Genomic DNA, 25,176 nt, shown 5'->3' with positions numbered 1-25,176 from the left:
CTTCCAGCGCTGGCCTTGCCTGCGGTTTGCCGCGATAGTGGCGACCTTGCCACCCGCGGAGCCCCCGATGTCCCAGCGACCCCTTTCCCTGCGCCTGGCGCTGTGCTGCGCGCTGCTCGTTTCCGCCACCGCCTCGTGGGCGCAGGCCCCGGCCGCGAAGTCGCCGCCGCCGGTTTCGACCGGCGACCTCGTGCGGCCGATGCTGCCGGCGCAGCTGCAGGACTTCTCTGCCTACGTCGACAGTGCGCGCAAGACCTTCGACGTGCCGGGCATCGCCGTGGCGATCGTCAAGGACGGCAAGGTGGTGCTGGAGCAGGGCTTCGGCCTGCGCGAGATCGGCAAGCCGGACCCGGTGGACGCGAACACGCTGTTCGCGATCGCCTCCAACACCAAGGCATTCACCGCCGCCGCGCTGCAGCAGCTGGCCGGGCAAGGCAAGCTGAAGATGGACGACCGCGTGATCGACCACCTGCCGTGGTTCCGCATGTCCGACCCGTACGTCACCCACGAGATGCGCATCCGCGACCTGCTCGCGCATCGCAGCGGCCTCAGCCTCGGCGCGGGCGACCTCCTGTACTGGCCGCCGACTTCGTACAGCACGAAGGAGGTGGTCGAGCGGCTGGCCCACGTGCCGATCAAGAACGGCTTCCGCAGCGGCTACGCCTACGACAACATCCTGTTCGCGGTGGCCACCCTGGTGATCGAACAGGCCTCCGGCCAGAGCTACGCCGACTACGTGCGCCAGCATCTGTTCAAGCCGGTCGGCATGGACGATTCGCTGGTGGACATGACGTATCTGAAGCCCGGCATGGACGTGGCCACCGGCCACGCCAAGGCCGACTTCAAGGACCTCAAGCCGGTGCCGCCGATGGCTTGGCTCAACGACCCCGGCGCCGGCGGCATCTATTCCAGCGTGCACGACCTGGCCAAGTGGATGAACGTGCAGCTGGCCGGCGGCGTGCTGCCGACGACGGGCGCCGACGGCAAGCCGGCGCGGCTGTTCTCCGAGGACAGCCAGCGCGAGATGTGGAGCGTGCTGACCCCGATCAAGGTCGGCAAGCCGCCGGTTCCCGAACTGGCGCCGCTGGTGCCGAATTTTTCCGGCTACGGCGAAAGCTGGTTCCTGTCCGACTACCTCGGCAGGAAGCTGGTCTGGCACACCGGCGGCTGGCCCGGCATGGTCTCGCGGGTGACCCTGGTGCCGGAGCTGAAGCTCGGCGTGGTGGTGCTGACCAATGCCGAGTCCGGCGCTGCGTTCAACGCGGTGACCTACCGCGTGCTCGATGCGTACCTGAACCCGGAGCACAAGACCGACTGGGTCGCCGCGTACGACAAGGCCGTAAAGAAATCCGAGGCGAAGGCCGACGACAGCCTGGCCAAGCATGAAGCGGCGCGCGACAAGCGCAGCAAGCCCTCGCTGGCGCTGGCGAAATACGCCGGCACGTATCGCGACCCCTGGTATGGCGACGTCATCGTCAGCCAGGAGGACGGCAAGTTGCGCCTGCGTTTCTCGAAGACCGCGCAGCTGGTCGGCACGATGACGCCGTGGCAGCACGACACCTTCACCGTGCGCTGGGACGACCGCACGCTCAACGCCGACGCCTTCGTCACCTTCAGCCTGGACGTGGACGGCCATGTCAGCGAAGTGCGCATGCAGCCGATCTCGCCGCTGACCGACTTCAGCTTCGACTTCCAGGATCTGCGCATGGTGCCGGTCGCGGACAAGCCGGATACCGACAAGCATTGAACAGGCGCCGGGGTCGATCGCGGCCCCGGCTTTTCCACCGCCGTGATACCGGGGAATCGACATGCGTGACTTGCATCGTGCAGTAGCGATCGTGCTGGGCTGCGGCCTGTTCGCCGGCGTGGCGCTGGCGCGCACCGACGCGCCGGTGGCGCACAGCCAGTTCCATGTCCAACTGGGCAGTACGCTGACCCAGCCGGCGTCGGGCCGGCTGCTGCTGTTCGCCGCCGATGCCAGGGCGGCCATCGCCGCGGCGAAGGACGGCAAGGTCGACGAGGTGGACGCCAATCCGTTCGGCGCCACCCAGGCCTCGGTGGCCGGGCGCGAAGTGAGTCGGCTGGCGCCGGGACAGGGCGTGGACATCGACGCCGATGCGCTGGCGTACCCGGCCGGCTGGTCGCAACTGCCGCCCGGCGACTACTTCGTGCAGGCGGTGCTCGACGTCAACCACGACTACAACTACGGCGGGCGCGGTGCGGGCGATCTGGTCAGCGAGGTGCTGAAGGTGCACCTGCCGGCCAAGGCGATACCCAGCCTTAGCCTGGACCGCGTGCTGCCCGCGCGCGAGCCGTGGGACCTGCCCATGCGCTACTTCAGCGAGACCACCCGCAAGCACCTCGACGAGGCGCGCCGCGCCGCGCAGCCGCTCGACTTCGTCAGCCCGGCGCTGAGCGCGTTCTGGGGGCGCCCCATCCACATGCGCGGCTGGGTGCTGTTGCCGCCGGGCTATGAGCCAGGCGCGAAGCAGACCTGGCCGGTGGTGTATTCCACCCACGGCTACGGCGGCGGCGCGGCATCGCTCGCCGGCAGCGCCGCGATGGTCTATGGCGCGATGGCCGAGCGCCAGATGCCGCCGATGATCTGGGTATTCCTGGACCAGTCCAGCGCCACCGGCACGCACGAATTCGCCGACTCGGTGAACAACGGCCCGTGGGGCCAGGCGCTGACCACCGAGCTGATCCCGCAGCTGGAATCGCGTTACCGCATGGATGCGCGGCCGTCCGGCCGCTTCCTCACCGGCCATTCCTCCGGCGGCTGGGCCACGCTGTGGCTGCAGACGCGCTACCCGAAAATCTTCGGCGGCACCTGGTCGACCTCGCCCGACCCCAGCGACTTCCACGATTTCACCGGCGTGGACCTGTACGCGCCGAACGCGAACGTCTATCGCCGGGCGGACGGTTCCGCCTACCCGCTGGTGCGCGACAAGGGCAAGGTGCAGGCCAGCTACGAGGCATTCGCGAAGCTCGAGCGCGTGCTGGGCGAGTACGGCGGCCAGATGGCCTCGTTCGAGTGGGTGTTCTCGCCGCGCGGTGCGGACGGCCGGCCGATGCCGATGTTCGACCGCGACACCGGCGCGGTCGATCCGGCGGTGGTGGCGTACTGGCGCGAGCACTACGACATCGCCCACCTCGTGCAGGCGAACTGGCCGCGGCTGAGGGCCGACCTGGACGGCAGGATCCACGTGGTCGTGGGCACCGCCGACACGTTCTATCTCGACGGCGCCGCGCACAAGTTCAAGGCGGTGCTGGATGGCCTGGGGGCGAAGTCGGACTTCCGCTTCCTGCCGGGCAAGACCCACTTCGACCTGTACGCGCAGGGCGACGACCGTCAGGGGCTGCTCAAGCAGATGGCGTGGGAGATGTATGCGGTGGCGCGGCCGGACTCGGAGCGGAAGCGGGCCGCGGCGGCGCCGTAATCCGGCAACTGCGCAAGATCCGGACCGCCGGGCGCGGAGCGTTCACGCAGACTGCTTCCAGCCCCCACGGAGACTTGCCATGAAAAGCCGCACCCGCAACGACTACCTGCGCCGCATCGATCGCGCGATCGCCCTGCTGCAGCAGGCGGTGGCGAACGATGCCGAACTGCCGGACCTGGCCGAACTGGGCCAGGCCGCGCAGCTTTCGCCGTTCCATTTCCATCGCGTGTACCGCGCGCTGACCGGCGAGACGATCGGCCGCACGGTGGCGCGGCTGCGCCTGCTGCGCGCCCTGCAGTTGCTGTCCGATCCCGCGCAGGCGGTGACCGACGCCGCGCTGGCGGTCGGCTACGAAACGCCGCAGGCCTTCGCACGGGCGTTTCGCCAGGCCTTCGGCGCCAGCCCGAGCGAACTGCGCGCGCAGCCGGCACGCGTGGCGGGCGAACTCGCGCGTCTCAGCCGGGCGCCCGTGGACGAGGCCGTGCCGATGTCGCTGCTGCAGGTCGAAGTGGTCTCGCTGGAGCCGTTCGCGCTGGTGGCCACGCGCAACGCGGGCGACTTCGCCGACCTCGCCGTGGCCTACGAGGCGCTGTTCGGCTGGGCTGCGCAGCATGGCCTGATCGAGTGCATTGCCGGCATCTACGGCGTGCCGCAGCAGGATCGTCGCGACACGCCGCCGGCCGAATGCGAGTTCGATTGCGCGCTGGCGTTCAGCGCTGAAGCCACGGCCGGCGACGGCACCGTGCCGCTCACCCTGGGCGGCGGCCAGTGGGCTCGCCTGCGCCACGTGGGGCCCTATGCCGGGCTGGAGCCGGCGACCGACGCACTGCTGGCCGAGTGGCTGCCGCACAGCGGCTACGCATTGCGCGACGAACCGCTGTTCCACCATTACCTCGATGACCCGGAGCAGACCCCGGAAGCGGTGTTGCGTACGGACGTCTACCTGCCGGTGTCGGCATTGCCATAGGCGGCCGGCATCATCCGGGCTGCCACGGGTCGTAGCTGCCGAAGTACCACAGGTGGCCTTCCGGGTCGTGGCAGCTGTAGCCGGCGCCGCCGTAGTCCTTCTCGGCGTAGTCGTCGACGATCACCGCGCCGGCGGCTTTCGCCTGCTGGTAGTGCGACTTGCAGTTGCTGACGATCACGCAGGCGCATTGCGTTTCGCGGCCGCCGATTTCGTCGGGCTGGGCGATGTGCCGGCCGAACTCGTTGTCGCGCACTTCGCCGAGCATGACCATGCCGTTGCCGAAGGTGAGCTGGGCGTGCTCCACGCCGCCGTCCTCGTTCTCGTAGACGGCCTGCTTCTCGAAACCGAACGCCTTGCACAGCCACTCGATCGCGGCGTGCGCGTCGCGGTAGCGCAGGCAGGGGATGATGGTGCTGCCGTGGGGATGGGGTGTCGGCATGACGGGACTCCGTTGGCGGAAACCGCACACAGGCTAGCGCGCCCGCCGTTTCCTGTCTCGCCGGCTTCGATCGTGCGCGGCGGACCGTTGCCGCCTCAGCCGGTGTGCTCGTCTTCCTCGGGCAGCGGCGGCAACGTGCGCACCAGCATGCTTTGCGGGCTGGTCATCGGCAGCCGCTCGCTGCGCAGGCGTTCGAGGATCTCGAACAGCAGCTCGCTCTTCACGCCGCCGACCTCGCGCGGGCTGCCGACGTAGGCGACGCAGTTGAAGGTCATCACGCCGGTGGCGACGCTTTCCAGTTGCACGTACGGCGCCGGCGTGGACAGCGTGCCGTGATGCGCGCGCAGGACCCCCAGCACCAGCTCGCGCACCTTGCCGGCGTCGGTATCCAGCGGCATCGGCAGCTTGATCTGCACGCGGCCCTGCGCGTTGGCCAGGGTGACGTTGCGCACGTTCTGGGTGATCAGCTGCGAGTTCGGCACGATCACGGTGGAGCGGTCCCACATCTGGATCTCGGTGGCGCGCACGTTGATGCGGCGGATGTCGCCCTCGACGTCGCTGCTCAGGCTGACCCAGTCGCCCACCTTCACCGGCCGCTCGACCAGCAGGATCAGGCCGGAGATGAAGTTCTGCACGATCGCCTGCAGGCCGAAGCCGATGCCCACCGACAGCGCGCTGACGATCCAGGCGATGCTCTTCAGGTCCACGTGCAGCGCGGCCAGCGTCAGCACGAACACCAGCATGCCGCCGAGGTAGCCGAGCAGGGTGGCGATGGAGTCCTGCATGCCCGGTTCCATCGTGGACTTCGGCAGCAGTTGCTCGCGCAGCCAGCGCTTGAGCGTGCGCAGCACGAACAGTCCCCCCACCAGCACCAGCGCGGCGCCGAAGATGCTGCCCGGGTTGATCGCCAGGTCGCCGAGCCTGAAGTTGCCGAGGGTCTGTTCGGCGCTGGCCAGCAGGTCCTTCGGGCCGGCGCCGAACGGGGTCAGCACGGTCGCCAGTGCCAGCAGCACCAGCCCGACGCGACAGACGCCGGCGAGCAGGATGGCGGTCTGTTCCAGCGTGTGCGGAGCCAACTGGAAGGTGGCCTGCAGCCGCTGGCCGCTGCGCCCGCGCGGCGACAGCAAGGTGTCGATCAGGTCGGTGAGCAGGTGGATCAGCAGGTACACCGTGGCCACGATCACGCCGACCCACAGCATCTGCACGGCGACGAAGAACGCCATCGCGATGAAGCCGGTAGCCACGCCCAGCCAGCTGACCGCCACGCCGAGCGTGGCGGCCGCGGTCAGCAGGCCGAGCCAGACCGGCCGGTGCTCCGGCTCGGCGCCGCTGGCGGCCAGTTCCCGGCGGGTGCGGCGCAGGCGCAGCAGCGCCAGGCCGATCAGGCCGCTGATGACCAGCGCGAACAGGCCGCGCGTGGCGACAGTGGCCGGCAGGCTGGTGCCGATCGCGCGGCTGGTGCGGTCGAGCAGGCCGAACAGCAGCGCCGCCGCGGCCAGCAGCCACGGGAACAGGTGCAGCCGTTGCGCCGCCAGGTCGGACAGCGCCGGCAGGCGCCACGATGGCCGCGGTACCGACAACAGCGCCCGACCCAGCCCGGTCACGTAGGCGGCGAAGCACACCAGCCCGACCACGCTGGTGGCCAGCGCGGCGAGGTCATCGTCCAGGATGTCGTTCCAGTTCAATCCCAGGTAGACCAGTTGCGCCGCCAACCCGGTGGTGAGGACCGCGGTCAGCGCCACGGCGGCGGCCATCGCGCTGCGCCGCAGGTGGCCGTCCGGCACGTGGCGCGTGGCCAGCAGCAACAACAGCCGTTCCAGCACCCAGCGGCCACCGCCCAGCAGCAGCGCGGCGGCGATCAGGCACCACGCGAAAGGTTGCCGGTTCGACGGTTGCCATGCCTGCCCCACGGCGCCGGCGAAGCGCGAGCCGAGGCGCTTGAGGCGCACCATGTCGTCCGGGAACGTGCGTACCGGATCGGCCCAGAACGTGCGGCTGAACGGCGTGGCCGTGCGCGAGGCCAGCCGCGCCTGGAACTCGTCGTTGCGCAGGCCGGAAATCTGCGCCGCCAGTTGCGTCGCGTTCTGGCCGAGCAGCTGCGCCTGCTTGATCTGCGCATCCAGGTCGGCCTGCGCCTTGTCGAGTTTGCGGCGCTGCGCGGCGACTTCCGGTGCCTCCGCCGGCGTTCCCTTCGCCGGCGCCGGACCCAGCACGGCAAGCTGCGCCTGCAAGGCGGTCATCTGTGGCGCGAGGTTGGCGGCCAACTGGCGCGCCTGGTCCTGCACGCCGAGCGCGGTGGTGCGCAGGTCGGCCAGCGGCACGTCGGATTTGTTGTCCTTCAGCGCGGCCTTGACGGTGTCGAGCTGGCTGCCCAGCTGGTCCAGCGTCTGCGCGGGTGTCGCCGCCGGCGCGGTCGCCGACGGCTCGGCGTTCTGGGCAAGCGACGCGGTGCTGCCGAGAGTCAGCAGCAGGAGCAGGAGGCAGCGGAGCAGGGTAGGCATCCGCCCATGATCGGAGCGCCGCCGCAGGCGGTCAATCGCGCCGGCCGGATGAGCGGCCGCCTTCGCGGCTGGCGTTCAGATTACGAACGGCGCGCCGCCTGCAGTGCTGCGCGCCGTTCCAGGCTGGCCGGCGACCAGGCCTGGTCGATGTCGTAGAACTCCTGCATGGCGGGAACGCCTGGTGGCAGCGTCACCCAGGGCTGTCTGGTCGTCGTGTAGATGTGGATGTCCGGCGGCAATCGCCACGGCTCCTTCAGCGTGCCCACGCGCACGAACGCGACCGCCTTGCCGCCGCCGGGGTAGTGGCTCCACAGCGCCACATGACATCGTGCGCAGCGTGCGATCTGCTGGCCCTTGCCGCTCTCCGACGGCGTGTTCACCATGATCGGCTCGCCTTGCAGCAGTTCCAACCGGTCGGTCTCGATCATCGCGTTCAAGGCGAACGCGCTGCCGGTCTCGCGCTGGCACCAGCTGCAGTGGCAGCAGTGCACGATCATCGGCGCGCTGGTCAGTCGATAGCGGATCGCGCCGCAGGTGCAGGCGCCTTCGAAGGTTTCGGTGGCCATGCTGCCGATCCCGTGTGTCACGGTGGAGAGGCCGCATCGTCACACCGCATCGTGCGGGCTTCAAGCACAATAGACGGCTCCCGCAGGTCCGGAATGCCCATGATCTTCCGCTGGTTCGAATCCCTCATCGACGCGTTCAAGGAACCGGCCGACGGCATGCCGCCGACGTCGGTGTGGCGCTTCTACGCGTTCTACCTGCGCCAGGCGTGGCCGGTGTTCGCCGTCGCGATCGCGGTGGGCTTCGTGGTGGCGATCGTCGAGGTGTCGCTGTTCGGCTTCATCGGCAGCATCGTGGACATGGCCAAGGGTGCGCCGGCGGCGGACTTCTTCCAGCGGCACGGCAACGAGCTGCTGTGGATGGGCTTCGTGGCGCTGATCGTGCGGCCGCTGGCGATCGGCACGCACGACCTGCTGGTGAACCAGGCGATCGTGCCCAGCCTGACCAACCGCATCCGCTGGCAGAACCATCGCTACGTGATCCGCCAGAGCCTGGGCTTCTTCCAGAACGACTACGCCGGGCGCATCGCCAACCGCATCATGCAGACCGGCGGTGCGCTGCGCGAGTCGGCGGTGCAGATCGTCGATGCGATCTGGTACGTCACCATCTACACCGGCAGCGCGGTGGTGCTGTTCGCGCAGGCGGATGTCTGGCTGGCGGCGCCGCTGGTCGCGTGGGTGTTCGCGTATGTCGGGCTGCTGGCGTTCTTCATCCCGCGCATCAAGCAGCGCTCGTGGCTGGCCTCGGAAGCGCGCTCGAAGCTGATGGGGCGCATCGTCGACGGCTACAGCAACGTGCTGACGCTGAAGCTGTTCGCGCATACGCGGCGCGAGGAAGCCTACGTCGCCGACGCGATGGCCGAGCAGACCGGCAAGCTGCGCCGGATGACCCGCGTCACCACCGCGCTGGATGCCAGCATCACCACGCTCAACGGCTTCCTGATCGTGGGCACCTCGGCGCTGGCGCTGTGGCTGTGGAGCGAGGGCCGGGTGACGGTGGGCGCGATCGCGCTGTCGACCGGGCTGGTGATCCGCATCAACAACATGTCCGGCTGGATCATGTGGGTGATCAACGGCATCTTCGAAAATGTCGGCACGGTGCAGGACGGCATCACCACGATCTCTCGGCCGCGCGCGGTGCAGGACCGCGAGGGCGCGATGCCGCTGGAGGTCACCAACGGCGGCGTGCATTTCGAGCACATCCACTTCCACTACGGCAAGCAGGGCGGGGTGATCGCCGGGCTCGACCTCACCGTGCGCGCGGGCGAGAAGATCGGCCTGGTCGGTCCGTCCGGCGCCGGCAAGTCCACCCTGGTCAACGTGCTGCTGCGGCTGTACGACCTCGAGGCCGGGCGCATCCTGATCGACGGCCAGGACATCGCCCGCGTCACCCAGGAAAGCCTGCGCTCGCAGATCGGCGTGGTCACCCAGGACACCTCGCTGCTGCACCGTTCGATCCGCGACAACCTGCTGTACGGCCGCCCCGACGCCAGCGAGGCGCAGATCATGGAAGCCGTGCGCAAGGCGCGCGCCGACGAATTCATTCCGAACCTCAGCGACGGCGAAGGCCGTCGCGGCTACGACGCGCTGGTCGGCGAACGCGGCGTGAAACTCTCGGGCGGCCAGCGCCAGCGCATCGCGATCGCCCGCGTGCTGCTGAAGGACGCGCCGATCCTGGTGCTCGACGAGGCCACCTCCGCGCTCGACTCCGAAGCGGAAGCGGCGATCCAGGACAGCCTGGACGTCCTGATGCAGGGCAAGACGGTGATCGCGATCGCACACCGCCTGTCGACCATCGCGCGGATGGACCGGCTGGTGGTGCTGGACAATGGGCAGATCGTCGAGACCGGCACGCATGCGCAGCTGATCGCGCACGAGGGTTTGTACGCGCGGCTGTGGAAGCGGCAGACCGGCGGTTTCGTGGCGGCGGAGGATGCGCCGGTTTAGCCAGCGGCGCAGGCACTGGAGCGTCGTTCCATGGTGGGTATGGCGTGACCCGGCTGGCAGCCATGTCGGGTCATTTCAGCCCCGGTTCCGTGCGTGGCTGTTCGTCTTGCGCGCGCCGCAGCGCGCTCCTGCCGTTGCCGGGTGCTGGCACGTCGCTTGCTGAGACTGGGCACGGGCCGATCGGCGCCGGGCGGCAGGCAGGCCGCCGGGTTCCGCTGGCGTCGATCCCCGTCATCGTCCGGACAACCGGCAATCCAGCGCAGGAGGCTTTTCCTCATGGCCACGACCCGCAAGACCGCAAGCAGCGCGAGCAGAGGCTCGGCCAAACTGTTCACGCTCAAGCCGCACGACCACGCCGGCATCGCCAAGGCTCTCGGCATGGCGCGCAGCGATTACGAAGTGAAGTGGTGGTGGAAGTACGGGCAGCCGGCGATCGACCTGATCCAGGCACAGCTGGAGGTCAACACCAAGCAACTCGGCCCGGTGGTCAGCCAGCTGATGCGGCTGAACGGCCCCGCGATGCAGGTCACCGCGTATTGCTTCCCGTATGGCATCCCCGTGCCGGAGTGGTACCGGGTCGAAGTCGACATCCGCAACGCCGGCCGCTGAGGCCGGTCAGCGCAATCCACGGCCGGGCGGGATCGTCCGGCCGCCGTCCTGTCTTGCTGCGAGAACGCCATGGGCCCGACCGGCGACGTCGTCAACGTCATCCAGATCCATCCCACGCTGCGCTGCAATCTGCGTTGCCGGCACTGCTACTCGACCTCCGGGCCGGAACAGAAGGGCGAGTTGACGGTGGAAGTGCTGGAACGCTTCCTGGCCGACGCGGCCGACGAAGGCTACAACGCGATCGGCCTGTCCGGCGGCGAGCCGCTGACCTGGAAGCCGCTGCCGCGACTGCTGGCGTCGGCGCGCGCGCTGGGCTTCGCCACCTCGGTCACCAGCAACGGCCTGCTGCTCAGCGCCAGTCGGCTGGCGCAGCTGGCGCCGCACCTGGGCCTGCTGGCGATCAGCCTGGATGGCGTGCCCGAAAGCCACAACCGCATGCGCAACCGCGCGCATGCGTTCGAGCAGATGCGCGCGAAGCTCGACCTGGTCCGCGCGGCGGGCCTGCCGTTCGGTTTCATCTTCACGCTGACCCTGGACAACCTGCCCGAACTGGACTGGGTCGCCGGCTTTGCCTGTGCCGAGGGCGCGCGCCTGCTGCAGATCCATCCGCTTGAACAGGTCGGCCGCGCCCGCGATTACGAACCGCAGCCGCCGGACGACCTGGAGTTGTCGTATGGCTTTCTCGAGGTGGCGCGGCTGCAGCGGCAGTACCAGGGTCGGCTGACGCTGCAGTACGACGTAGCCGATCGCCAGCTGATCGCCCGCGAACCTTGCCGCGCCTTTGCTGGCCCCGCGCCCGCAGCGGACGTGGCGGGCGGCAGCCCGCTCGCTGCGCTGGTCTCGCCGCTGGTGGTGCAGGAGGACGGCTGGGTGGTGCCGATCCAGCATGGCTTCGGCGCCGGCCACGCGATTGCCCACCTCGATCTCGGCCCCTTCCGCGAGCAGGCGGCTCGCTGGAAACGCGAACGCTACCCGCGCTTCCTCGATCTTGCCGGACAGGTCTGGGCGGACATCAGCGAGGCTCCCGAGCACCTGCCGTTCACCAACTGGTACGCCGCGATCACCACCGCCAGTGCGCGCCGGCCGGCACGGCCGCTGGGCACGCCGGTGCGGCTGACCGCGTAGGGTGCAACCACGCGGCCTGATTCGTCAGGGTCGGTGCAGGTGGCGGTCGCGCCTCAGCACGCTGCGCCGGCGCAGCAGCCGGACTTGCCCGCGGCGGCCGTGGTTTTCGCGATGCCTTTCGCCGCGGCCGGCATGTCTTCCGTCACTCCGGCCGCGGCCGCCAGTGCGCGCGCCGCGGCGGCGCCCTTGCGCTCGCTGTAGCGGTCGACCAGGTAGTCGCTGCGGCCGCGCACCAGCAGGGTGAACTTGAACAGTTCCTCCATCACGTCCACCACGCGGTCGTAGAACGGCGACGGCTTCATCCGGCCGTCGTCGTCGAATTCCTGCCAGGCCTTGGCCACCGAAGACTGGTTCGGGATGGTCACCATGCGCATCCAGCGGCCCAGCACGCGCAGCGCGTTCACCACGTTGAACGACTGCGATCCGCCGCTGACCTGCATCACGGCGAGCGTGCGTCCCTGCGTGGGACGCACGCTGCCGTCTTCCAGCGGCAGCCAGTCGATCTGGTTCTTGAATACGCCGGTCACCGCGCCGTGCCGCTCGGGGCTGACCCAGACCTGGCCTTCGGACCACAGCGACAGCGCGCGCAGCTCCTGCACCTTGGGATGGCTGGCCGGCACGCTGTCCAGCATGGGCAGCTCGTGGGGGTCGAACACCCGCGTCTCGGCGCCGAACTGGCGCAGGACGCGCTCGGCTTCCAGCGCCAGCTTGCGGCTGAACGATTGCGCGCGCAGCGAGCCGTACAGGATCAGGATGCGCGGCGGGTGGTCGGCATCGGCCGGCAAGGCCAGCTTGGTCAGGCTGGGGATGTCCAATATATCGGCGGCGATATGCGGCAGGTCGTGGATCGGCACGGGCACGTTTCCTGTTGCTTTGGTTTTATGATTCTATCATTATGGAAATATAGAAACCAATCCGGAACCGCCGCCATGCATCCGTGTCGCGTCCTGTTCATCTGCACCGGCAACTCGGCCCGCAGCATCCTGTCCGAGGCCACCCTCAACCACCTGGGCAAGGGGCGCTTCGAGGCGTTCAGCGCCGGCAGCCAGCCGACCGGGCGCGTCAATCCCTACGCGATCGAGGAGCTCAAGGCCCTGGGCATCGCCACCGAGGGACTCAGCAGCAAGTCGTGGGACCGCTTCACCGAAGCGGGCGCACCGCCGCTGGATATCGTGATCACGGTTTGCGACAACGCCGTGAACGAGACCTGCCCGGTGCTGTTCGGCGACTTCGTGAAAAGCCACTGGGGCCTGCCGGATCCTGCGGCTGCCCAGGATGCGGGCGCCGCGATCGCGGCGTTCCGGCGTGCCCACACGCTGATTCTTTATCGGATCGCGGCGTTGCTGAAGCTGCCGGTGGAAACGATGGGGCGCGACGAGCTGAAGCAGGCGCTCGACCGCATCGGCAGCATCACCGACGAAGAAGCGGACGCATGAACCAGGCATCGGCAGAACTGACCGCTTGTCCGGTTCCCGCGGAGGGCACCCGCATCGGCTTCTTCGAGCGCTGGCTCACCCTCTGGGTACTGCTGTGCATCGTGGCCGGCACGCTGCTGGGCCACCTGCTGCCCGGCCGCTTTGCGGCGCTGGGCGGCATGCAGGTGGCCCAGGTGAACCTGCCGGTCGCCGTGCTGATCTGGCTGATGATCATCCCGATGCTGCTGAAGATCGACTTCGGCGCGCTCGGCGGCGTGCGCCGCCAGTGGAAGGGCATCGGCGTCACGCTGTTCATCAACTGGGCGGTGAAGCCCTTCTCGATGGCGCTGCTGGGATGGATCTTCATCCGCCACCTCTTCGCCGGCCAGCTGCCGGCCGCGCAGCTCGACTCCTATATCGCCGGCCTGATCCTGCTGGCCGCCGCGCCGTGCACGGCGATGGTGTTCGTGTGGAGCAACCTGTGCAACGGCGAGCCGGCGTTCACGCTGAGCCAGGTCGCCCTGAACGACGCCATCATGGTGGTGGCGTTCGCGCCGATCGTGGCGCTGTTGCTGGGCATCTCCTCGATCACGGTACCGTGGGACACGCTGCTGCTGTCGGTGCTGCTGTACATCGTGGTGCCGGTGGTGCTCAGCGTGCTGCTGCGGCGCCGGGTGCTTGCCAGCGGGGGCGAGGCGCGGTTGCAGAAACTGCTGCAGCGGCTGGGGCCGGCGTCGCTGTTCGCGCTGCTGGCCACCCTCGTGCTGCTGTTCGGTTTCCAGGGTCGGCAGATCATTGCGCAGCCGGCGATCATCGCGCTGCTGGCGGTGCCGATCCTGATCCAGGTGTATTTCAATGCCGGCCTGGCCTACTGGCTCAACCGCCGATTCGGCGTGCCGCACTGCGTGGCCGGCCCTTCGGCGCTGATCGGTGCCAGCAACTTCTTCGAGCTGGCCGTAGCCACCGCGGTGGGCCTGTTCGGCGTGCATTCCGGTGCGGCGCTGGCGACCGTGGTGGGCGTGCTGATCGAGGTGCCGGTGATGCTTTCGGTCGTGCGCATCGTCAACCGCAGCAAACGCTGGTATGAATCACCGTAAGCCATCGGGAGCCGTCGCCACGCCATGCAGGACAAGCAAGCCATCACGATTCTCGCCGCGCTCGCCCAGGAGTCGCGGCTGGCGGTCTACCGGCTGCTGATCGAGCATGCGCCGGAAGGACTGGCGGCCAGCGCGATCGCGGAGAAGCTGGGCCTGCCCAACGCCACGCTGTCCTTCCACTTGAAGGAGCTGTCGCATGCGGGCCTGGTGAGCAGCCGGCAGAGCGGGCGTTTCATCTACTACGCGCCGGTGATCGAGGCGATGAACGACCTGATCGGCTACCTGACCGATCACTGCTGCAGCCAGTCCGCCGGCACGTGCTCGACCGCCACGGCCAAGTGCGCCCCGGGCAAGCGGCCGGCCGCGGCCACCAGGCGCCGGCCGACACCCGTCTGAGCCGCCCGACGCCGCTGCGATCAGTCCACCAGGTCCTGGATCGCCAGCCCATGCTCGCGGCAGTAGCGCTCGTATTCCGCCAGCTGGGTGCTGGCCGATGCACGGCCGGTCACCACGCCGCCGGGGCCGAGGAATTCGACCGTGCCCATCACGACCACCAGCGCCAGCATCGTTTCGTCGCCGACGATCTTCCACCAGTCGGTGTTGCCCGGCGGCTCGTACACATAACCGCCCGGACCGATCAGTTCGCCGGTGCACAGCTTGCGCGTGCCGCTGAGGTTGTACGCGTGGATCTCGCCGCTGTGGCGGTGCAGCGGCATCACCACGCCGGGCTCCATGCGCAGCAGCTCCACGAAGCCGCGATCGTCGGCGAAGAAGCGCAGCGGACTGGACGACTTGCCCGGTGTCGCGGACGGGATCCATTGTCGTTCGGCCGCGGTGTTGAAGCGGGCGGGCAGGTAGTCGTGCAGGCGGGAGGAGGGCGTGGTCATCGGCATGACTCCGTGGCTCAGGCGGCAATGGCGGACAGGTAGCGTTCGAACGAGGCGTCGACGGCGGCGCGGCCGCCACCGATGATGTTGCGGCCCCAGGTGTAGCCGTAGACATCCTCGAACGCGTAGCCCGCGAGGCGCTCCTGCATGTCGCGCACGGCATCGGGCCGCATCGGCATGTAGTTGGGATAGCTGTACATGAAGCCGACGTGGCGCCGGTCGCTCGCCACTTGCGGCGTGTCGCCCGAGAACAGCGCGCCGCCGGCGCGCGGGCCGTCCTTCCAGTGCAGCGCGGTGCTGCCGGGGAAATGGCCGCCGGTGCGGATCAGCGTCACCCCGCCGGACAAGCGGTGCGTGTCGCCGCGCCAGAACCGGATGTTCGGCGACGGTCGACGCACCCAGTCGCGGTCCGCCTCGTGCAGCAGGATCGGTACGTTGCCGAGTGCCTCGCTCCACGCCAGCATCGACGCATAGAAATGCGGGTGCGAGATGGCGATCAGGTCCACGCCGCCGCGCGCCTGCAGCGCTTCGACCGCCTCGTCGGTGACCAGGCTCAAGGCTTCCCACAGGATGTTGCCCGCGTCCGTCGGCAGGTACAGCGCGCGCTGGTTGATCGCGAAGTCGGGTGCCAGCCCGATGCCGAGCACGCCGGCCTCGTCCTGCATGCGCAGCGTGTGCGTGGCTTTCAGCGCTTCGTGCGTCGTCCAGGTCTGGCCGTTCGCGCCGACGTACTGGCGCTCGTCTTCGCATACGGGGCAGTGGCTGGGCGTATCCGGGTATTGGGTGCCGCAGGTCCCGCAGATCGACATCGTCATGGCCTGGTCTCCTTGGAATCGAGCGTCGCTTCGAGGTCCACTCTAGGAGTAATCTGGATCCTTGATTGATCCATTCGCGAGATATTCGATGGAGCCAGTTTTTCCGTTTCCAGTGAGCCTGCCGCGCCACCACGGCAAGCTCGCCCACGAACTGCACCAGCAGTTGCGCACGGCCATCCTCGACGGCCGCCTGCCGGCCCATTCGTCCTTGCCTGCGACCCGGAAAGTCGCCGAGGCATTGGGCGTGGCGCGCAACACCGTGGTCACCGTCTACGACCTGCTGATCGCCGAGGGCTACCTGATTCCACGCAAGGGCGCCAAGCCGCAAGTCGCCGAATTCGCCCGACGCCGGACGTCGAAACCGCCGAGGACCGGTATCGACGAGTCGCGCTTCGCGCCGGTCTGGCGCACGCCGTTCATGGCGCCGTCGCCAGCGCGCGTGCTGCCCGAGCGCAATTTCCGCCTCGGCATTCCCGACCATCGCCATTTCCCGCACGACATCTGGCGCCGGTTGATGGCGCAGACGCTGCGCAAAAGCTCGCGCGAACAGTTCGCCTATGCGCCATCGCAAGGCATCTCCGCGTTGCGCGAGGCGATCGCGCAGCACGTCGCGTTCGCCCGCGCGGTGGCCTGCACGGCCGACGACGTGATCGTCACCTCCGGCGCGCAGCAGGCGTTCGACCTGATCGCCCGTCTGCTGGTCACGCCGGGACAGACGAAGGTGGCGGTGGAGGAACCAGGCTATCCGCCGGTACGCGCCGCGTTCGCCGTCGCCGGCGCGCAACTGTTGCCGCTGCCGGTGGACGACGAGGGCTTGTGCGTCGAGCGCCTGCCCGACGACGTGCGCATCATCAGCGTCACCCCGTCGCACCAGTCGCCCACCGGCGTGGCGATGTCGCTGCGCCGGCGCACGGCCTTGCTCGACTTCGCACGCAGGCATCATGCGGTGATCGTCGAGGACGACTACGACGGCGAGTTCCGCTTCGGCGGCCGCCCGCTCGACGCCTTGCAGACGCTGGACCGCGACGCCCTGGTGTTCTACGTGGGCACCTTCTCCAAGAGCATGTTTCCTTCGCTGCGCAAGGGCTTCGTGGTCGCGCCAGCGTGGGCCCGCGACGGCCTGGTCACCGTCAAGCATTGCGTGGACTCCCACTGCGACACCATCACCCAGTCCGCTCTTGCCGCCTTCATCCGCGACGGCCACCTTGCCCGCCACGTGCGCCACATGCGGCCGATCTACGCCGAACGCCGCGAAGCCCTGCTCGACGGACTGCACCGCGCACTCGGCGAATGGCTGCAACCGATCCCCTCCGAAGCCGGCCTGCACCTCGCCGCACGCATTCGCGACCCGACGCTGGCGCCGAAGATCATGCCGACGATCCTGCGCTTCGCCGCCGGCGCGGAATCGACCGCGGACTACGCGATGGCGCGCGGCATCGAGCCCGCGGTGACGTTCGGGTATGGAGTGATCGACGCGGGGGAGATCGCGGCGGCGCTGGGAAAGATGCGGCGGGCGCTGGAGAAGGGTTCGGAAAATGAGCGAGGAGGGCCGTGACTCCGCAGGCGTCTTCCTGGCTTTCTGACGCTGTGCCGCCATTGCCATAAAGTTCTTGACTCTTGACTCTTGACCTTGATCAAAGGTCTAGACTATGGGCATGAACACACAAAACCCCTCCCTGACCATCGGTGCCGTCGCCAAGCGCGTCGGCGTGGCGATCGACACGATCCGTTATTACGAGCGCGAGGGCCTGCTGCCCGAGCCGCAGCGGCGCGCCTCCGGCTATCGCAGTTACGGCGACAGCACGGTGGCGCAGCTGCGCTTTATCCGTCGCGCCAAGGACCTCGGCTTCACGTTGGAGGAGATCCGCGAGCTGTTGGCGTTGTCGGCGGATCGGCAACGCGGAGTGAAAGCGGTGAAGCAGCGCGCGGAAAAACGGCTGGCGGCGATCGAGCAGCGCATCGTCGAACTGCAGCGCGTGCGCGACGGGTTGGCGCAGTTGGTGGCGTCGTGTCCGGGGCACGGCAGGCCGGAGGAGTGTCCGATCCTGCGCGCACTCGGCGACGGGCAGGTGTCGGCATGAACGCCCATGCGTGCTGCCACGGCGGCGACGGGACACCGGCAATGACGACCGATCCGGTCTGCGGCATGTCGGTGGATCCGGCCACCTCGAAGCATCAATCAACGCATGATGGGCGGACGTTCCATTTCTGCTGCGGCGGCTGCAAGGCGAAGTTCGACGCCGCGCCGTCGGCGCATCTGGGTGGCGGCCACGGAGGGGCAGGCGACTGCTGCACAGCGAAGCCGGTGCCGCAGGTGCCTGCTGCCCACGAACATCACGGCCATGCCCATCATGATCACCATGATCACGCGCATGCCCGCACGGTGAAGGACCCGGTTTGCGGCATGGACGTCGACCCGCTTACCGCGAAGCATCGCGCCGAGCATGACGGTCACGCGTATCACTTCTGCTCCGCACGCTGCCGGGAGAAATTCGTGGCGAATCCGCCAGCTTATCTGGGGGATCGCCCGGCGCCGCCGGCGGCGCCGCCCGGCACGATCTACACCTGTCCGATGCACCCCGAGATCCGGCAGGTCGGCCCCGGTCATTGCCCGATCTGCGGCATGGCGCTGGAACCGATGATGCCGACGCTGGACGCGGACGACGGGGGCGAACTGTCTTCGATGACGCGGCGCTTCTGGCTGCTGGCTGCGTTGACCGTGCCGGTGTTCGCGCTGGCGATGGGGCCGCACCTGTTCGGCTGGCATCTGCTCGCGCCGTGGGATGGCGTGGCCGCATGGGTGGAGGCCGTGCTGGGCAGCATCGTTGTGCTGTGGGGTGGCGCGCCGTTCTTCGCGCGTGGCTGGCGTTCGTTGAAGCCCTGGTCGCCGAACATGTACACGCTGATCGCGCTGGGTACTGGCGTGGCGTGGCTGTACAGCGCGGTGGCGTTCGTGCTGCCGGAGGTCTTCCCGGACGGTTTTCGCGACATGCACGGTCGGGTCGCGCTGTATTTCGAATCGGCGGCGGTGATCGTCACCCTGGTCATGCTGGGCGATTTCCTGGAGCTGCGTGCGCGCCGGCGCACCGGCGCGGCGCTGAAGGCGCTGCTCGGGTTGGTGCCGAAGACCGCGCGGCGGATCGCCGCCGACGGCAGCGAGCGCGACGTGCCGCTGGACGAGGTGCATGCCGGCGACGTGCTGCGCGTGCGTCCCGGCGAGAAGGTGCCGGTCGATGGCGTGGTGCTGGACGGCGAAAGCCACGTCGACGAGTCGATGCTCACCGGCGAGCCGATGCCGGTGGCCAAGGCGTCGGGCGACCCGGTGACGGGCGCCACGGTGAACCAGGACGGTGCGTTGACCATGCGCGCGCAGAAGGTCGGCGGCGAGACGATGCTGGCGCAGATCGTGGCGCTGGTGGCGGCCGCGCAGCGCAGCCGGGCGCCGCTGCAGCGCGTGGCCGATCGGGTGGCGGCGTGGTTCGTGCCGGCGGTGGTGGTGGTCGCGCTGCTGGCGTTCGCGGCGTGGGCGCTGCTGGGTCCCGAGCCGCGGCTGGCGCATGCGCTGATCGCCGCGGTGTCGGTGCTGATCATCGCCTGTCCGTGCGCGCTTGGCCTGGCCACGCCGATCTCGATCATGGTGGCCAGCGGCCGCGGCGCGCAGCACGGCGTGCTGTTCAAGGACGCCAGCGCGATCGAAGGCATGCGCGACATCGACACCCTGGTGGTCGACAAGACCGGCACGCTGACCATGGGCAAGCCGGCGCTGACCGAACTGGTGATCCTGGGCGACCAGGCGCACGACCGGCTGCTGGGGCTGGCCGCCGCGCTGGAACGGCCGAGCGAGCATCCGCTGGCACGGGCGATCGTGGCGGCGGCGGATGCCGAAGGCGTGCCGATGCCGGCGGCGACGGATTTCCGTTCGCTCACGGGCCGCGGCGTCAGCGCGGAGGTGGATGGCAGCACGGTGGCACTGGGCAACGCGAAGCTGATGGCCGAGTCGCGCATCGCGATCGGCGACGACGCCAGCGCCCGCGCCGAGCGGTTGCGCGGGCAGGGCGCCACGGTGATGTTCCTGGCCGTCGACGGCGCGCTGGCCGCCTTGCTGGCGGTGGCCGACCGGATCAAGCCGGACACCCCGGCGGCGATCGCGGCGCTGCACGCGGCCGGCCTGCGCATCGTGATGCTCACCGGCGACAACGCCACCACCGCGCAGGCGGTGGCGCGCACGCTGGGCATCGACGAGGTGCATGCCGACGTGTCGCCGGCCGACAAGGCCGCGGTGGTGAACCGGCTCAAGGCCGAGGGCCGCCGCGTGGCGATGGCCGGCGACGGCATCAACGATGCGCCCGCGCTCGCCGCGTCCGATATCGGCATCGCCATGGGCAGCGGCACCGACGTGGCGATGGAGAGCGCGCAGGTGACCCTGGTGAAGGGCGAGCTGGGCGCCATCGTGCGGGCGCGCAGGCTGTCCCGGGCAACGGTGCGCAACATCCACCAGAACCTGTTCTTCGCCTTCATCTACAACGCGGTCGGCGTGCCGCTGGCGGCGGGCGTGCTGTATCCGTGGTTCGGCATCACGCTGTCGCCGATGATCGCCGCGCTGGCGATGAGCCTGAGTTCGGTGTCGGTGGTGAGCAACGCGCTGCGGTTGCGCAAGGCGGCGTTGTGACGCCGTGTCCGCGATGAGCATGGCGTGCGCTGCAGCGGCATGCATTCGTTCGTTCGTTTGAGACGATGCTTTAAGCTTTGCGCTTTCCATATGCACGAAGTCACCGCATGAGCCGCACTCTCGCCGAATGGCTGGCGTACCAGGAACGCGTCAACGTCCATACCATCGAGCTGGGACTCGACCGGGTACGCGAGGTGTGGCAGCGGATGGGTGCGCCGGCGCCGGCGAAACAGGTGATTACGGTCGGCGGCACCAACGGCAAGGGTTCCACCGTCGCCTTGCTGGAGGCGATGCTCAGTGCCGCCGGCCTGCGCGTGGGCGCGTTCACCTCGCCGCACCTGCTGGAATACAACGAGCGCGTGCGCATCGACGGCGCGAATGCCGATGACGCCGCGTTGGTCGCCTCGTTCGAGCGGATCGAGGCGGCGCGCACTGCGGCACCGGGCGATGCCGTTCCGCTGACCTATTTCGAATTCGGCACGCTGGCCGCGCTGGACCTGTTCGCCCGCGCCGGCGTCGACGTGGCGGTGCTGGAAGTGGGATTGGGCGGGCGGCTGGACGCGGTCAACATCATCGACGCCGACGTGGCGATCATCGTCACGGTGGACCTGGACCACATGGACTGGCTGGGCCCGGACCGCGACAGCATCGGCCGCGAGAAGGCCGGCATCGCGCGGGCCGGGCGGCCGGCGATCGTGGGCGAACTGGACCCGCCGGCCGGCCTGCTCGATGCGCTGGCCGCCCGCGGCGCACGGGTCGAGCGCGCCGGAGTCGATTTCTGCGTCGAACGGCACGAGGATGGCTGGCGCTGGCGCCACCGCGACGGCAGCGCGATGGAACTGCCCGATCCCGCGCTGGCGGCGCCGGTGCAGTACGCGAACGCGGCGGCGGCGATCGCCGCGCTGCATGCGCTCGACCTGGGTGCGCTCACGCCCAGCGCATTCTTCGCGGCGGTCAGCGCCGGCCTGCATGAGGTACGCGCACCGGCGCGGTTGCAGTCGATCGGCGGCGAGCCACCGGTGATAGTGGACGTGGGCCACAACCCGCAGGCCGCCCGCGCGCTGGCCGAGTGGCTGGATGCGCAGCCGCCGACGCGGGTGCATGCGGTGTACGGCGCGCTGGCGGACAAGGACGTGGCCGGGGTGATCGATGCGCTCGGCACGCGCATCGACCACTGGCACCTGGCCGGACTGGATCGGGCCACCCCGCGCGGCATGGCGGTGGCGGCACTGGCCGCGACTCTGCAGCAGACCTTGCCGCAGGCTTCGTTCGATACGCATGCCGACGTGGCCGCCGCGCTGGCGGCGGCGCGCGCGACGGCGCAGCCGGGCGAACGCATCCTGGCGTTCGGCTCGTTTTTCGTGGCCAGCGCGGTGCTCGCTGAACGCATCGGCTGAGGGCGATTCATGGCGTCCGGCGCAGGCAGGTATAATCGCGCCGTTGCGCACCGCGTTTGCCGCCCTGGAGCGAAAACTTGAAAACACGCCTGCTGGGAGCCGCCGTCCTGATTGCCTTGGCGGTTCTGTTCGTGCCGATGTTCTTTTCCAGTACCCCGCCGGCTCCGGGTGGCGATCAGGCGGTCAGCCTGGCGATCCCGCCGGCGCCGGATCGCGACCTGCAAACCCGCACCATGAGCCTGACTCCGGATGCCGCCGCCAGCGGGTCGAGCGCCGCCACGGCATCGGTGCAGTCGGCGACGCCGGCATCCAGTGATCGTTTGGCCACGGTGGACATCGGTTCCAGCCGCCCGCGCGACGTCGAGACCGACCCCGAAGCCGGCAAGCCGCCGCAACCGACCACGGTGACCACCGGTTCGGGCACGTCGCCGAGCCAGCCGGTGATCCCGCAACAGGCCACTCCGCAGCAGGCGGCGGCGAACACCCATGCGCCCGCGGCGACGAAGCCGGCGGTCGCCACGCCGACCAGGCCGGCTGCCGCAGCGCCGGCCGCACCCGCGCCGGTGACGCCAGCCGCAGGGCGCGGCAGCTACACGCTCAACCTCAGCGCCTACGCCAGTGCGGCCGGCGCAGCCAACCTGGAGCGCCGCGTGCGTGAGCTGGGTTATCCGGTCAGCGGCCATGCCATCACCCAGGCCGGCAAGTCGCGCACCCTGGTCATCGCCGGGCCGTTCGAAACGCGCGCCGCGGCCGAGGCCGCGCGGCTGAAGATCACTCAGTCGATCCCCGGCGTGCCGGCCCGGCTCGAGCAGGACGCCAGCCGCGAAAGCAGCACGGCGGCGACACCGACGCCTGCGGCCACGACCATCGCCAGGGCGGGTGGCTGGGCCGTGCAGCTGGCGGCGATGAGCAACCAGGCCGATGCGAATGCGTTGCGGGACAAGCTGCGCGCGAACGGTTTCGACGGCTTCGTCGATTCGGTGCAGTCCGGCGGCAAGCGGTTGTGGCGCGTGCGTGCCGGCCCGCAGACCCAGCGCAGCGACGCGCAGCGCGTGCACGACCAGATCAAGGCGAAGCTGGGCATCGACGGCAACGTCGTGTCGGTGCCCTGAGCATGCCGGTACCGGCGCGCGGACCAGGCGGATGAACGGATGAACTGGACCGACTACATCATCATCGGCGTGCTGGCCCTGTCGGTATTCGTGGGGTTGTGGCGCGGCCTGATCTCCGAGGTGATGGCGCTGGCGATCTGGATCGCCGCGTTCTGGGTGGCGTGGACGTTCGGTCCGATGGTGGCGGAGCGTTTCAGGCAGGTGATCGAGCTGCCGTCGGCGCGGATCATCGTGGGCTACGGGCTGTGCTTCGTCGCCGTGCTGATCCTCGGCGCGCTGCTGCGCTTCGTGATCGGCAAGCTGATCGAGAGCACCGGGCTGTCCGGCACCGACCGGCTGCTGGGCATGCTGTTCGGTTTCGTGCGCGGCGTGCTGCTGGTGACCCTGCTGGTGTTCCTGATCGGCTTCACCGCGTTCACGCGCGATCCGTGGTGGCAGCAGTCGGTGCTGCTGCCGCGCTTCCAGCACGTGGCGGCCTGGCTGGGCCAGCAGGTGCCGCCCAGCGTCCGCGAGTACCTCCATCCGCCGGCGGTGCTCGGTCGCCTGCACGGCTTGCCGGCTGCGTTGCCGGCCCCCATATCGGGCACGACGCCCGCGCCCGCGGCGAGCGTGATGCGCCCGGCGATGGCGGCCAGCACGGCCGGCCCATCCCCAACTTTCTGAACATACCCTCTGAAGCAGGCAACAAACCATGTGCGGAATCATCGGCATTGTCGGTACCACCGAAGTGGCATCGGCGCTCTATGACGGCTTGACGGTGCTGCAGCACCGCGGCCAGGACGCGGCCGGCATCGCCACGGTGGACGGCGCGCGGCTGCGCCTGCACAAGGGCAACGGACTGGTGCGCGACGTGTTCGGGCAGAGCGCGATGAGCGGCCTGCGCGGGCGCATCGGCATCGGCCATTGCCGCTACCCCACCGCCGGCTCGGAGGGCTCGGCCGAGGCGCAGCCGTTCTACGTCAACTCGCCGTACGGCATCGCGTTCGCGCACAACGGCAACCTGGTCAACACCGACGCGCTGCGCCGCGAGATGTTCCAGGACGACCGCCGCCACATCAACACCGATTCCGACTCCGAGGTGCTGCTGAACGTGCTGGCGCACGAGCTGCAGATCCAGGACCGGATGGAGCTGACCCCGGACCACATCTTCAAGGCGGTGGCCGGCGTGCACGCGCGCGCGCGCGGCGGCTACGCCTGCATCGCCCTGCTGCTGGGCTACGGCCTGATCGCGTTCCGCGATCCGAACGGCATCCGCCCGCTGGTGCTGGGCGAGCGCATCACCGCGGAAGGTCACGAGTACGCGGTGGCGTCCGAGTCGGTGGCGCTGGACATCCTGGGTTTCAAGCGCATCCGCGACGTGGCGCCCGGCGAGGCGGTGATCATCACCGACGCCGGCCAGCTTTATACCCGCCGCTGCGCCGAGGGCGCGCCGCACACGCCGTGCATCTTCGAATACGTCTACCTGGCCCGGCCGGATTCGATGATCGAGGACGTCTCGGTGTACAAGGCGCGCCTGCGCATGGGCGAGAAACTGGCCGAGAAGATCCTGCGCGAGCGGCCCGACCACGGCATCGACGCGGTGATCCCGATTCCCGACACCGCGCGCACTGCCGCCAGCGCGCTGGCCGGCGCGCTCGGCGTGCCGTTCCGCGAGGGCTTCGTCAAGAACCGCTACATCGGCCGCACCTTCATCATGCCGGGACAGGGCGAGCGGGTGAAATCGGTGCGCCGCAAACTCAACGCGATCGACCTGGAGTTCCGCAAGAAGAACGTGCTGCTGGTCGACGATTCGATCGTGCGCGGCACCACCTCGAAGCAGATCATCCAGATGGCCCGCGACGCCGGCGCGAAGAACGTCTACTTCGCCTCCGCCGCGCCGCCGGTGCGCTACCCGAACGTCTACGGCATCGACATGCCGTCGGCCTCGGAGCTGGTCGCCGCGGGGCGCACCGAAAAGGAGATCGAGAAGACGCTCGGCGCCGACTGGCTGATCTACCAGGACCTGAAGGACCTGATCTGGGCGGTGCAGGACGGCAACGAGGAGCTGAAGCGGTTCGACACCTCGTGCTTCTCCGGCGAATACGTCACCGGCCTCGACCAGAGCTATCTGGAGCAGATCGAGATGCTGCGCTCGGACGACGCCAAGGCCGCGCGGCGAGTGGTTTGAGAGCACAGGCGAGGGACGACAGCTCG

At 69.2% G+C, this 25,176-nt stretch carries 22 protein-coding genes; 16 read left to right on the top strand and 6 right to left on the bottom strand.

Annotated features, from left to right (window positions below; genetic code table 11):
* Positions 1–67 precede the first annotated feature (67 nt).
* The 3 genes from KK131_RS02125 (at position 68) to KK131_RS02115 (ending at position 4,407) form a co-directional block, all read left to right on the top strand.
* On the top strand, positions 68–1,747 hold the full coding sequence (locus KK131_RS02125) for a serine hydrolase (RefSeq protein ID WP_214554938.1): 1,680 nt from the start codon (positions 68–70) through the stop codon (positions 1,745–1,747).
* 61 nt (positions 1,748–1,808) lie between these two features.
* Complete coding sequence (locus KK131_RS02120) at positions 1,809–3,440, top strand: alpha/beta hydrolase-fold protein (protein ID WP_214554937.1); 1,632 nt, start codon at positions 1,809–1,811, stop codon at positions 3,438–3,440.
* Positions 3,441–3,519: 79 nt separating this feature from the next.
* Complete coding sequence (locus KK131_RS02115; protein ID WP_214554936.1) at positions 3,520–4,407, top strand: AraC family transcriptional regulator; 888 nt, start codon at positions 3,520–3,522, stop codon at positions 4,405–4,407.
* Positions 4,408–4,417: 10 nt separating this feature from the next.
* On the opposite strand, the gene KK131_RS02110 is transcribed toward KK131_RS02115, so the two are convergent.
* The 3 genes from KK131_RS02110 to KK131_RS02100 form a co-directional block, all read right to left on the bottom strand.
* Complete coding sequence (locus KK131_RS02110) at positions 4,418–4,846, bottom strand: VOC family protein (protein WP_214554935.1); 429 nt, start codon at positions 4,844–4,846, stop codon at positions 4,418–4,420.
* 95 nt (positions 4,847–4,941) lie between these two features.
* Positions 4,942–7,347 carry a DUF3772 domain-containing protein gene (locus tag KK131_RS02105; RefSeq protein ID WP_214554934.1) on the bottom strand — a complete coding sequence of 802 codons (2,406 nt, stop codon included), beginning with the start codon at positions 7,345–7,347 and terminating at the stop codon, positions 4,942–4,944.
* An 80-nt stretch (positions 7,348–7,427) separates the two neighbouring features.
* Positions 7,428–7,913, bottom strand: a complete 486-nt coding sequence (locus KK131_RS02100; RefSeq protein ID WP_214554933.1) for a GFA family protein — start codon at positions 7,911–7,913, stop codon at positions 7,428–7,430.
* 102 nt (positions 7,914–8,015) lie between these two features.
* On the opposite strand from KK131_RS02100, the gene KK131_RS02095 reads away from it, so the two are divergent.
* From KK131_RS02095 to KK131_RS02085, 3 genes are all read left to right on the top strand, one after another.
* Positions 8,016–9,857, top strand: coding sequence for an ABC transporter ATP-binding protein (locus tag KK131_RS02095; RefSeq protein ID WP_214556623.1), 1,842 nt, complete (start codon positions 8,016–8,018; stop codon positions 9,855–9,857).
* 276 nt (positions 9,858–10,133) lie between these two features.
* The gene (locus KK131_RS02090; protein WP_214554931.1) at positions 10,134–10,466 is read left to right on the top strand and encodes a hypothetical protein; all 333 of its coding nucleotides are present in this window, start codon (positions 10,134–10,136) and stop codon (positions 10,464–10,466) included.
* A gap of 69 nt (positions 10,467–10,535) precedes the next feature.
* Positions 10,536–11,591 (top strand): radical SAM protein, encoded by a 1,056-nt coding sequence (locus KK131_RS02085; RefSeq protein WP_214554929.1) that lies wholly within the window; start codon positions 10,536–10,538, stop codon positions 11,589–11,591.
* A gap of 53 nt (positions 11,592–11,644) precedes the next feature.
* Here KK131_RS02085 and arsH read toward each other — a convergent pair whose 3' ends face one another.
* The gene (gene arsH, locus KK131_RS02080) at positions 11,645–12,445 is read right to left on the bottom strand and encodes an arsenical resistance protein ArsH (RefSeq protein WP_214554928.1); all 801 of its coding nucleotides are present in this window, start codon (positions 12,443–12,445) and stop codon (positions 11,645–11,647) included.
* A gap of 75 nt (positions 12,446–12,520) precedes the next feature.
* Here arsH and KK131_RS02075 point away from each other — a divergent pair, with 75 nt between their 5' ends.
* From KK131_RS02075 to KK131_RS02065, 3 genes are read left to right on the top strand one after another with little or no spacing between them, the layout of a single operon-like run.
* A complete protein-coding gene (locus KK131_RS02075; protein WP_214554927.1) occupies positions 12,521–13,027 on the top strand; it encodes an arsenate reductase ArsC in 507 nt (168 codons plus the stop codon).
* Positions 13,024–14,103 carry an ACR3 family arsenite efflux transporter gene (arsB, locus tag KK131_RS02070; protein WP_214554926.1) on the top strand — a complete coding sequence of 360 codons (1,080 nt, stop codon included), beginning with the start codon at positions 13,024–13,026 and terminating at the stop codon, positions 14,101–14,103. The genes KK131_RS02075 and arsB overlap by 4 nt, the downstream gene beginning before the upstream one ends.
* A gap of 24 nt (positions 14,104–14,127) precedes the next feature.
* Positions 14,128–14,499 carry a metalloregulator ArsR/SmtB family transcription factor gene (locus KK131_RS02065; protein WP_214554924.1) on the top strand — a complete coding sequence of 124 codons (372 nt, stop codon included), beginning with the start codon at positions 14,128–14,130 and terminating at the stop codon, positions 14,497–14,499.
* A gap of 20 nt (positions 14,500–14,519) precedes the next feature.
* Here KK131_RS02065 and KK131_RS02060 read toward each other — a convergent pair whose 3' ends face one another.
* On the bottom strand, positions 14,520–14,990 hold the full coding sequence (locus tag KK131_RS02060; protein ID WP_214554922.1) for a cupin domain-containing protein: 471 nt from the start codon (positions 14,988–14,990) through the stop codon (positions 14,520–14,522).
* Positions 14,991–15,007: 17 nt separating this feature from the next.
* Positions 15,008–15,805, bottom strand: a complete 798-nt coding sequence (locus tag KK131_RS02055; RefSeq protein WP_214554920.1) for an MBL fold metallo-hydrolase — start codon at positions 15,803–15,805, stop codon at positions 15,008–15,010.
* An 88-nt stretch (positions 15,806–15,893) separates the two neighbouring features.
* On the opposite strand from KK131_RS02055, the gene KK131_RS02050 reads away from it, so the two are divergent.
* From KK131_RS02050 to purF, 7 genes are all read left to right on the top strand, one after another.
* Positions 15,894–17,360: a PLP-dependent aminotransferase family protein gene (locus KK131_RS02050; RefSeq protein ID WP_214554919.1), complete on the top strand. Its 1,467-nt coding sequence runs from the start codon at positions 15,894–15,896 to the stop codon at positions 17,358–17,360.
* Positions 17,361–17,460: 100 nt separating this feature from the next.
* Positions 17,461–17,886 carry a heavy metal-responsive transcriptional regulator gene (locus tag KK131_RS02045; RefSeq protein WP_214554918.1) on the top strand — a complete coding sequence of 142 codons (426 nt, stop codon included), beginning with the start codon at positions 17,461–17,463 and terminating at the stop codon, positions 17,884–17,886.
* Complete coding sequence (locus tag KK131_RS02040) at positions 17,883–20,474, top strand: heavy metal translocating P-type ATPase (RefSeq protein ID WP_214554917.1); 2,592 nt, start codon at positions 17,883–17,885, stop codon at positions 20,472–20,474. Before KK131_RS02045 ends, KK131_RS02040 begins: the two co-directional genes overlap by 4 nt.
* Before the next feature lie 107 nt (positions 20,475–20,581).
* Complete coding sequence (folC, locus tag KK131_RS02035) at positions 20,582–21,871, top strand: bifunctional tetrahydrofolate synthase/dihydrofolate synthase (protein WP_214554916.1); 1,290 nt, start codon at positions 20,582–20,584, stop codon at positions 21,869–21,871.
* 77 nt (positions 21,872–21,948) lie between these two features.
* Positions 21,949–22,983 (top strand): SPOR domain-containing protein, encoded by a 1,035-nt coding sequence (locus tag KK131_RS02030; protein WP_214554915.1) that lies wholly within the window; start codon positions 21,949–21,951, stop codon positions 22,981–22,983.
* A gap of 39 nt (positions 22,984–23,022) precedes the next feature.
* Positions 23,023–23,646 carry a CvpA family protein gene (locus KK131_RS02025; protein ID WP_214554914.1) on the top strand — a complete coding sequence of 208 codons (624 nt, stop codon included), beginning with the start codon at positions 23,023–23,025 and terminating at the stop codon, positions 23,644–23,646.
* A gap of 28 nt (positions 23,647–23,674) precedes the next feature.
* Positions 23,675–25,150: an amidophosphoribosyltransferase gene (gene purF, locus KK131_RS02020; RefSeq protein ID WP_214554913.1), complete on the top strand. Its 1,476-nt coding sequence runs from the start codon at positions 23,675–23,677 to the stop codon at positions 25,148–25,150.
* Positions 25,151–25,176 lie beyond the last annotated feature (26 nt).

The sequence above is a fragment of the Rhodanobacter sp. LX-99 genome, assembly GCF_018599185.1.
Lineage (GTDB): Bacteria > Pseudomonadota > Gammaproteobacteria > Xanthomonadales > Rhodanobacteraceae > Rhodanobacter.
The sequence above is the reverse complement of the archived record's forward strand: the minus strand, read 5'-3'. Positions and strand labels throughout refer to the sequence as shown.

Coding starts and splice junctions, on each gene's coding strand:
- KK131_RS02105 (WP_214554934.1), bottom strand. CDS start 7,347: ATGCCTACCCTGCTCCGCTGCCTCCTGCTCCTGCTGCTGACTCTCGGC.
- KK131_RS02090 (WP_214554931.1), top strand. CDS start 10,134: ATGGCCACGACCCGCAAGACCGCAAGCAGCGCGAGCAGAGGCTCGGCC.
- KK131_RS02050 (WP_214554919.1), top strand. CDS start 15,894: ATGGAGCCAGTTTTTCCGTTTCCAGTGAGCCTGCCGCGCCACCACGGC.
- KK131_RS02115 (WP_214554936.1), top strand. CDS start 3,520: ATGAAAAGCCGCACCCGCAACGACTACCTGCGCCGCATCGATCGCGCG.
- KK131_RS02100 (WP_214554933.1), bottom strand. CDS start 7,913: ATGGCCACCGAAACCTTCGAAGGCGCCTGCACCTGCGGCGCGATCCGC.
- KK131_RS02085 (WP_214554929.1), top strand. CDS start 10,536: ATGGGCCCGACCGGCGACGTCGTCAACGTCATCCAGATCCATCCCACG.
- arsB (WP_214554926.1), top strand. CDS start 13,024: ATGAACCAGGCATCGGCAGAACTGACCGCTTGTCCGGTTCCCGCGGAG.
- KK131_RS02055 (WP_214554920.1), bottom strand. CDS start 15,805: ATGACGATGTCGATCTGCGGGACCTGCGGCACCCAATACCCGGATACG.
- KK131_RS02025 (WP_214554914.1), top strand. CDS start 23,023: ATGAACTGGACCGACTACATCATCATCGGCGTGCTGGCCCTGTCGGTA.
- KK131_RS02125 (WP_214554938.1), top strand. CDS start 68: ATGTCCCAGCGACCCCTTTCCCTGCGCCTGGCGCTGTGCTGCGCGCTG.
- KK131_RS02065 (WP_214554924.1), top strand. CDS start 14,128: ATGCAGGACAAGCAAGCCATCACGATTCTCGCCGCGCTCGCCCAGGAG.
- KK131_RS02120 (WP_214554937.1), top strand. CDS start 1,809: ATGCGTGACTTGCATCGTGCAGTAGCGATCGTGCTGGGCTGCGGCCTG.
- KK131_RS02075 (WP_214554927.1), top strand. CDS start 12,521: ATGCATCCGTGTCGCGTCCTGTTCATCTGCACCGGCAACTCGGCCCGC.
- folC (WP_214554916.1), top strand. CDS start 20,582: ATGAGCCGCACTCTCGCCGAATGGCTGGCGTACCAGGAACGCGTCAAC.
- KK131_RS02040 (WP_214554917.1), top strand. CDS start 17,883: ATGAACGCCCATGCGTGCTGCCACGGCGGCGACGGGACACCGGCAATG.
- purF (WP_214554913.1), top strand. CDS start 23,675: ATGTGCGGAATCATCGGCATTGTCGGTACCACCGAAGTGGCATCGGCG.
- KK131_RS02045 (WP_214554918.1), top strand. CDS start 17,461: ATGAACACACAAAACCCCTCCCTGACCATCGGTGCCGTCGCCAAGCGC.
- KK131_RS02060 (WP_214554922.1), bottom strand. CDS start 14,990: ATGACCACGCCCTCCTCCCGCCTGCACGACTACCTGCCCGCCCGCTTC.
- KK131_RS02110 (WP_214554935.1), bottom strand. CDS start 4,846: ATGCCGACACCCCATCCCCACGGCAGCACCATCATCCCCTGCCTGCGC.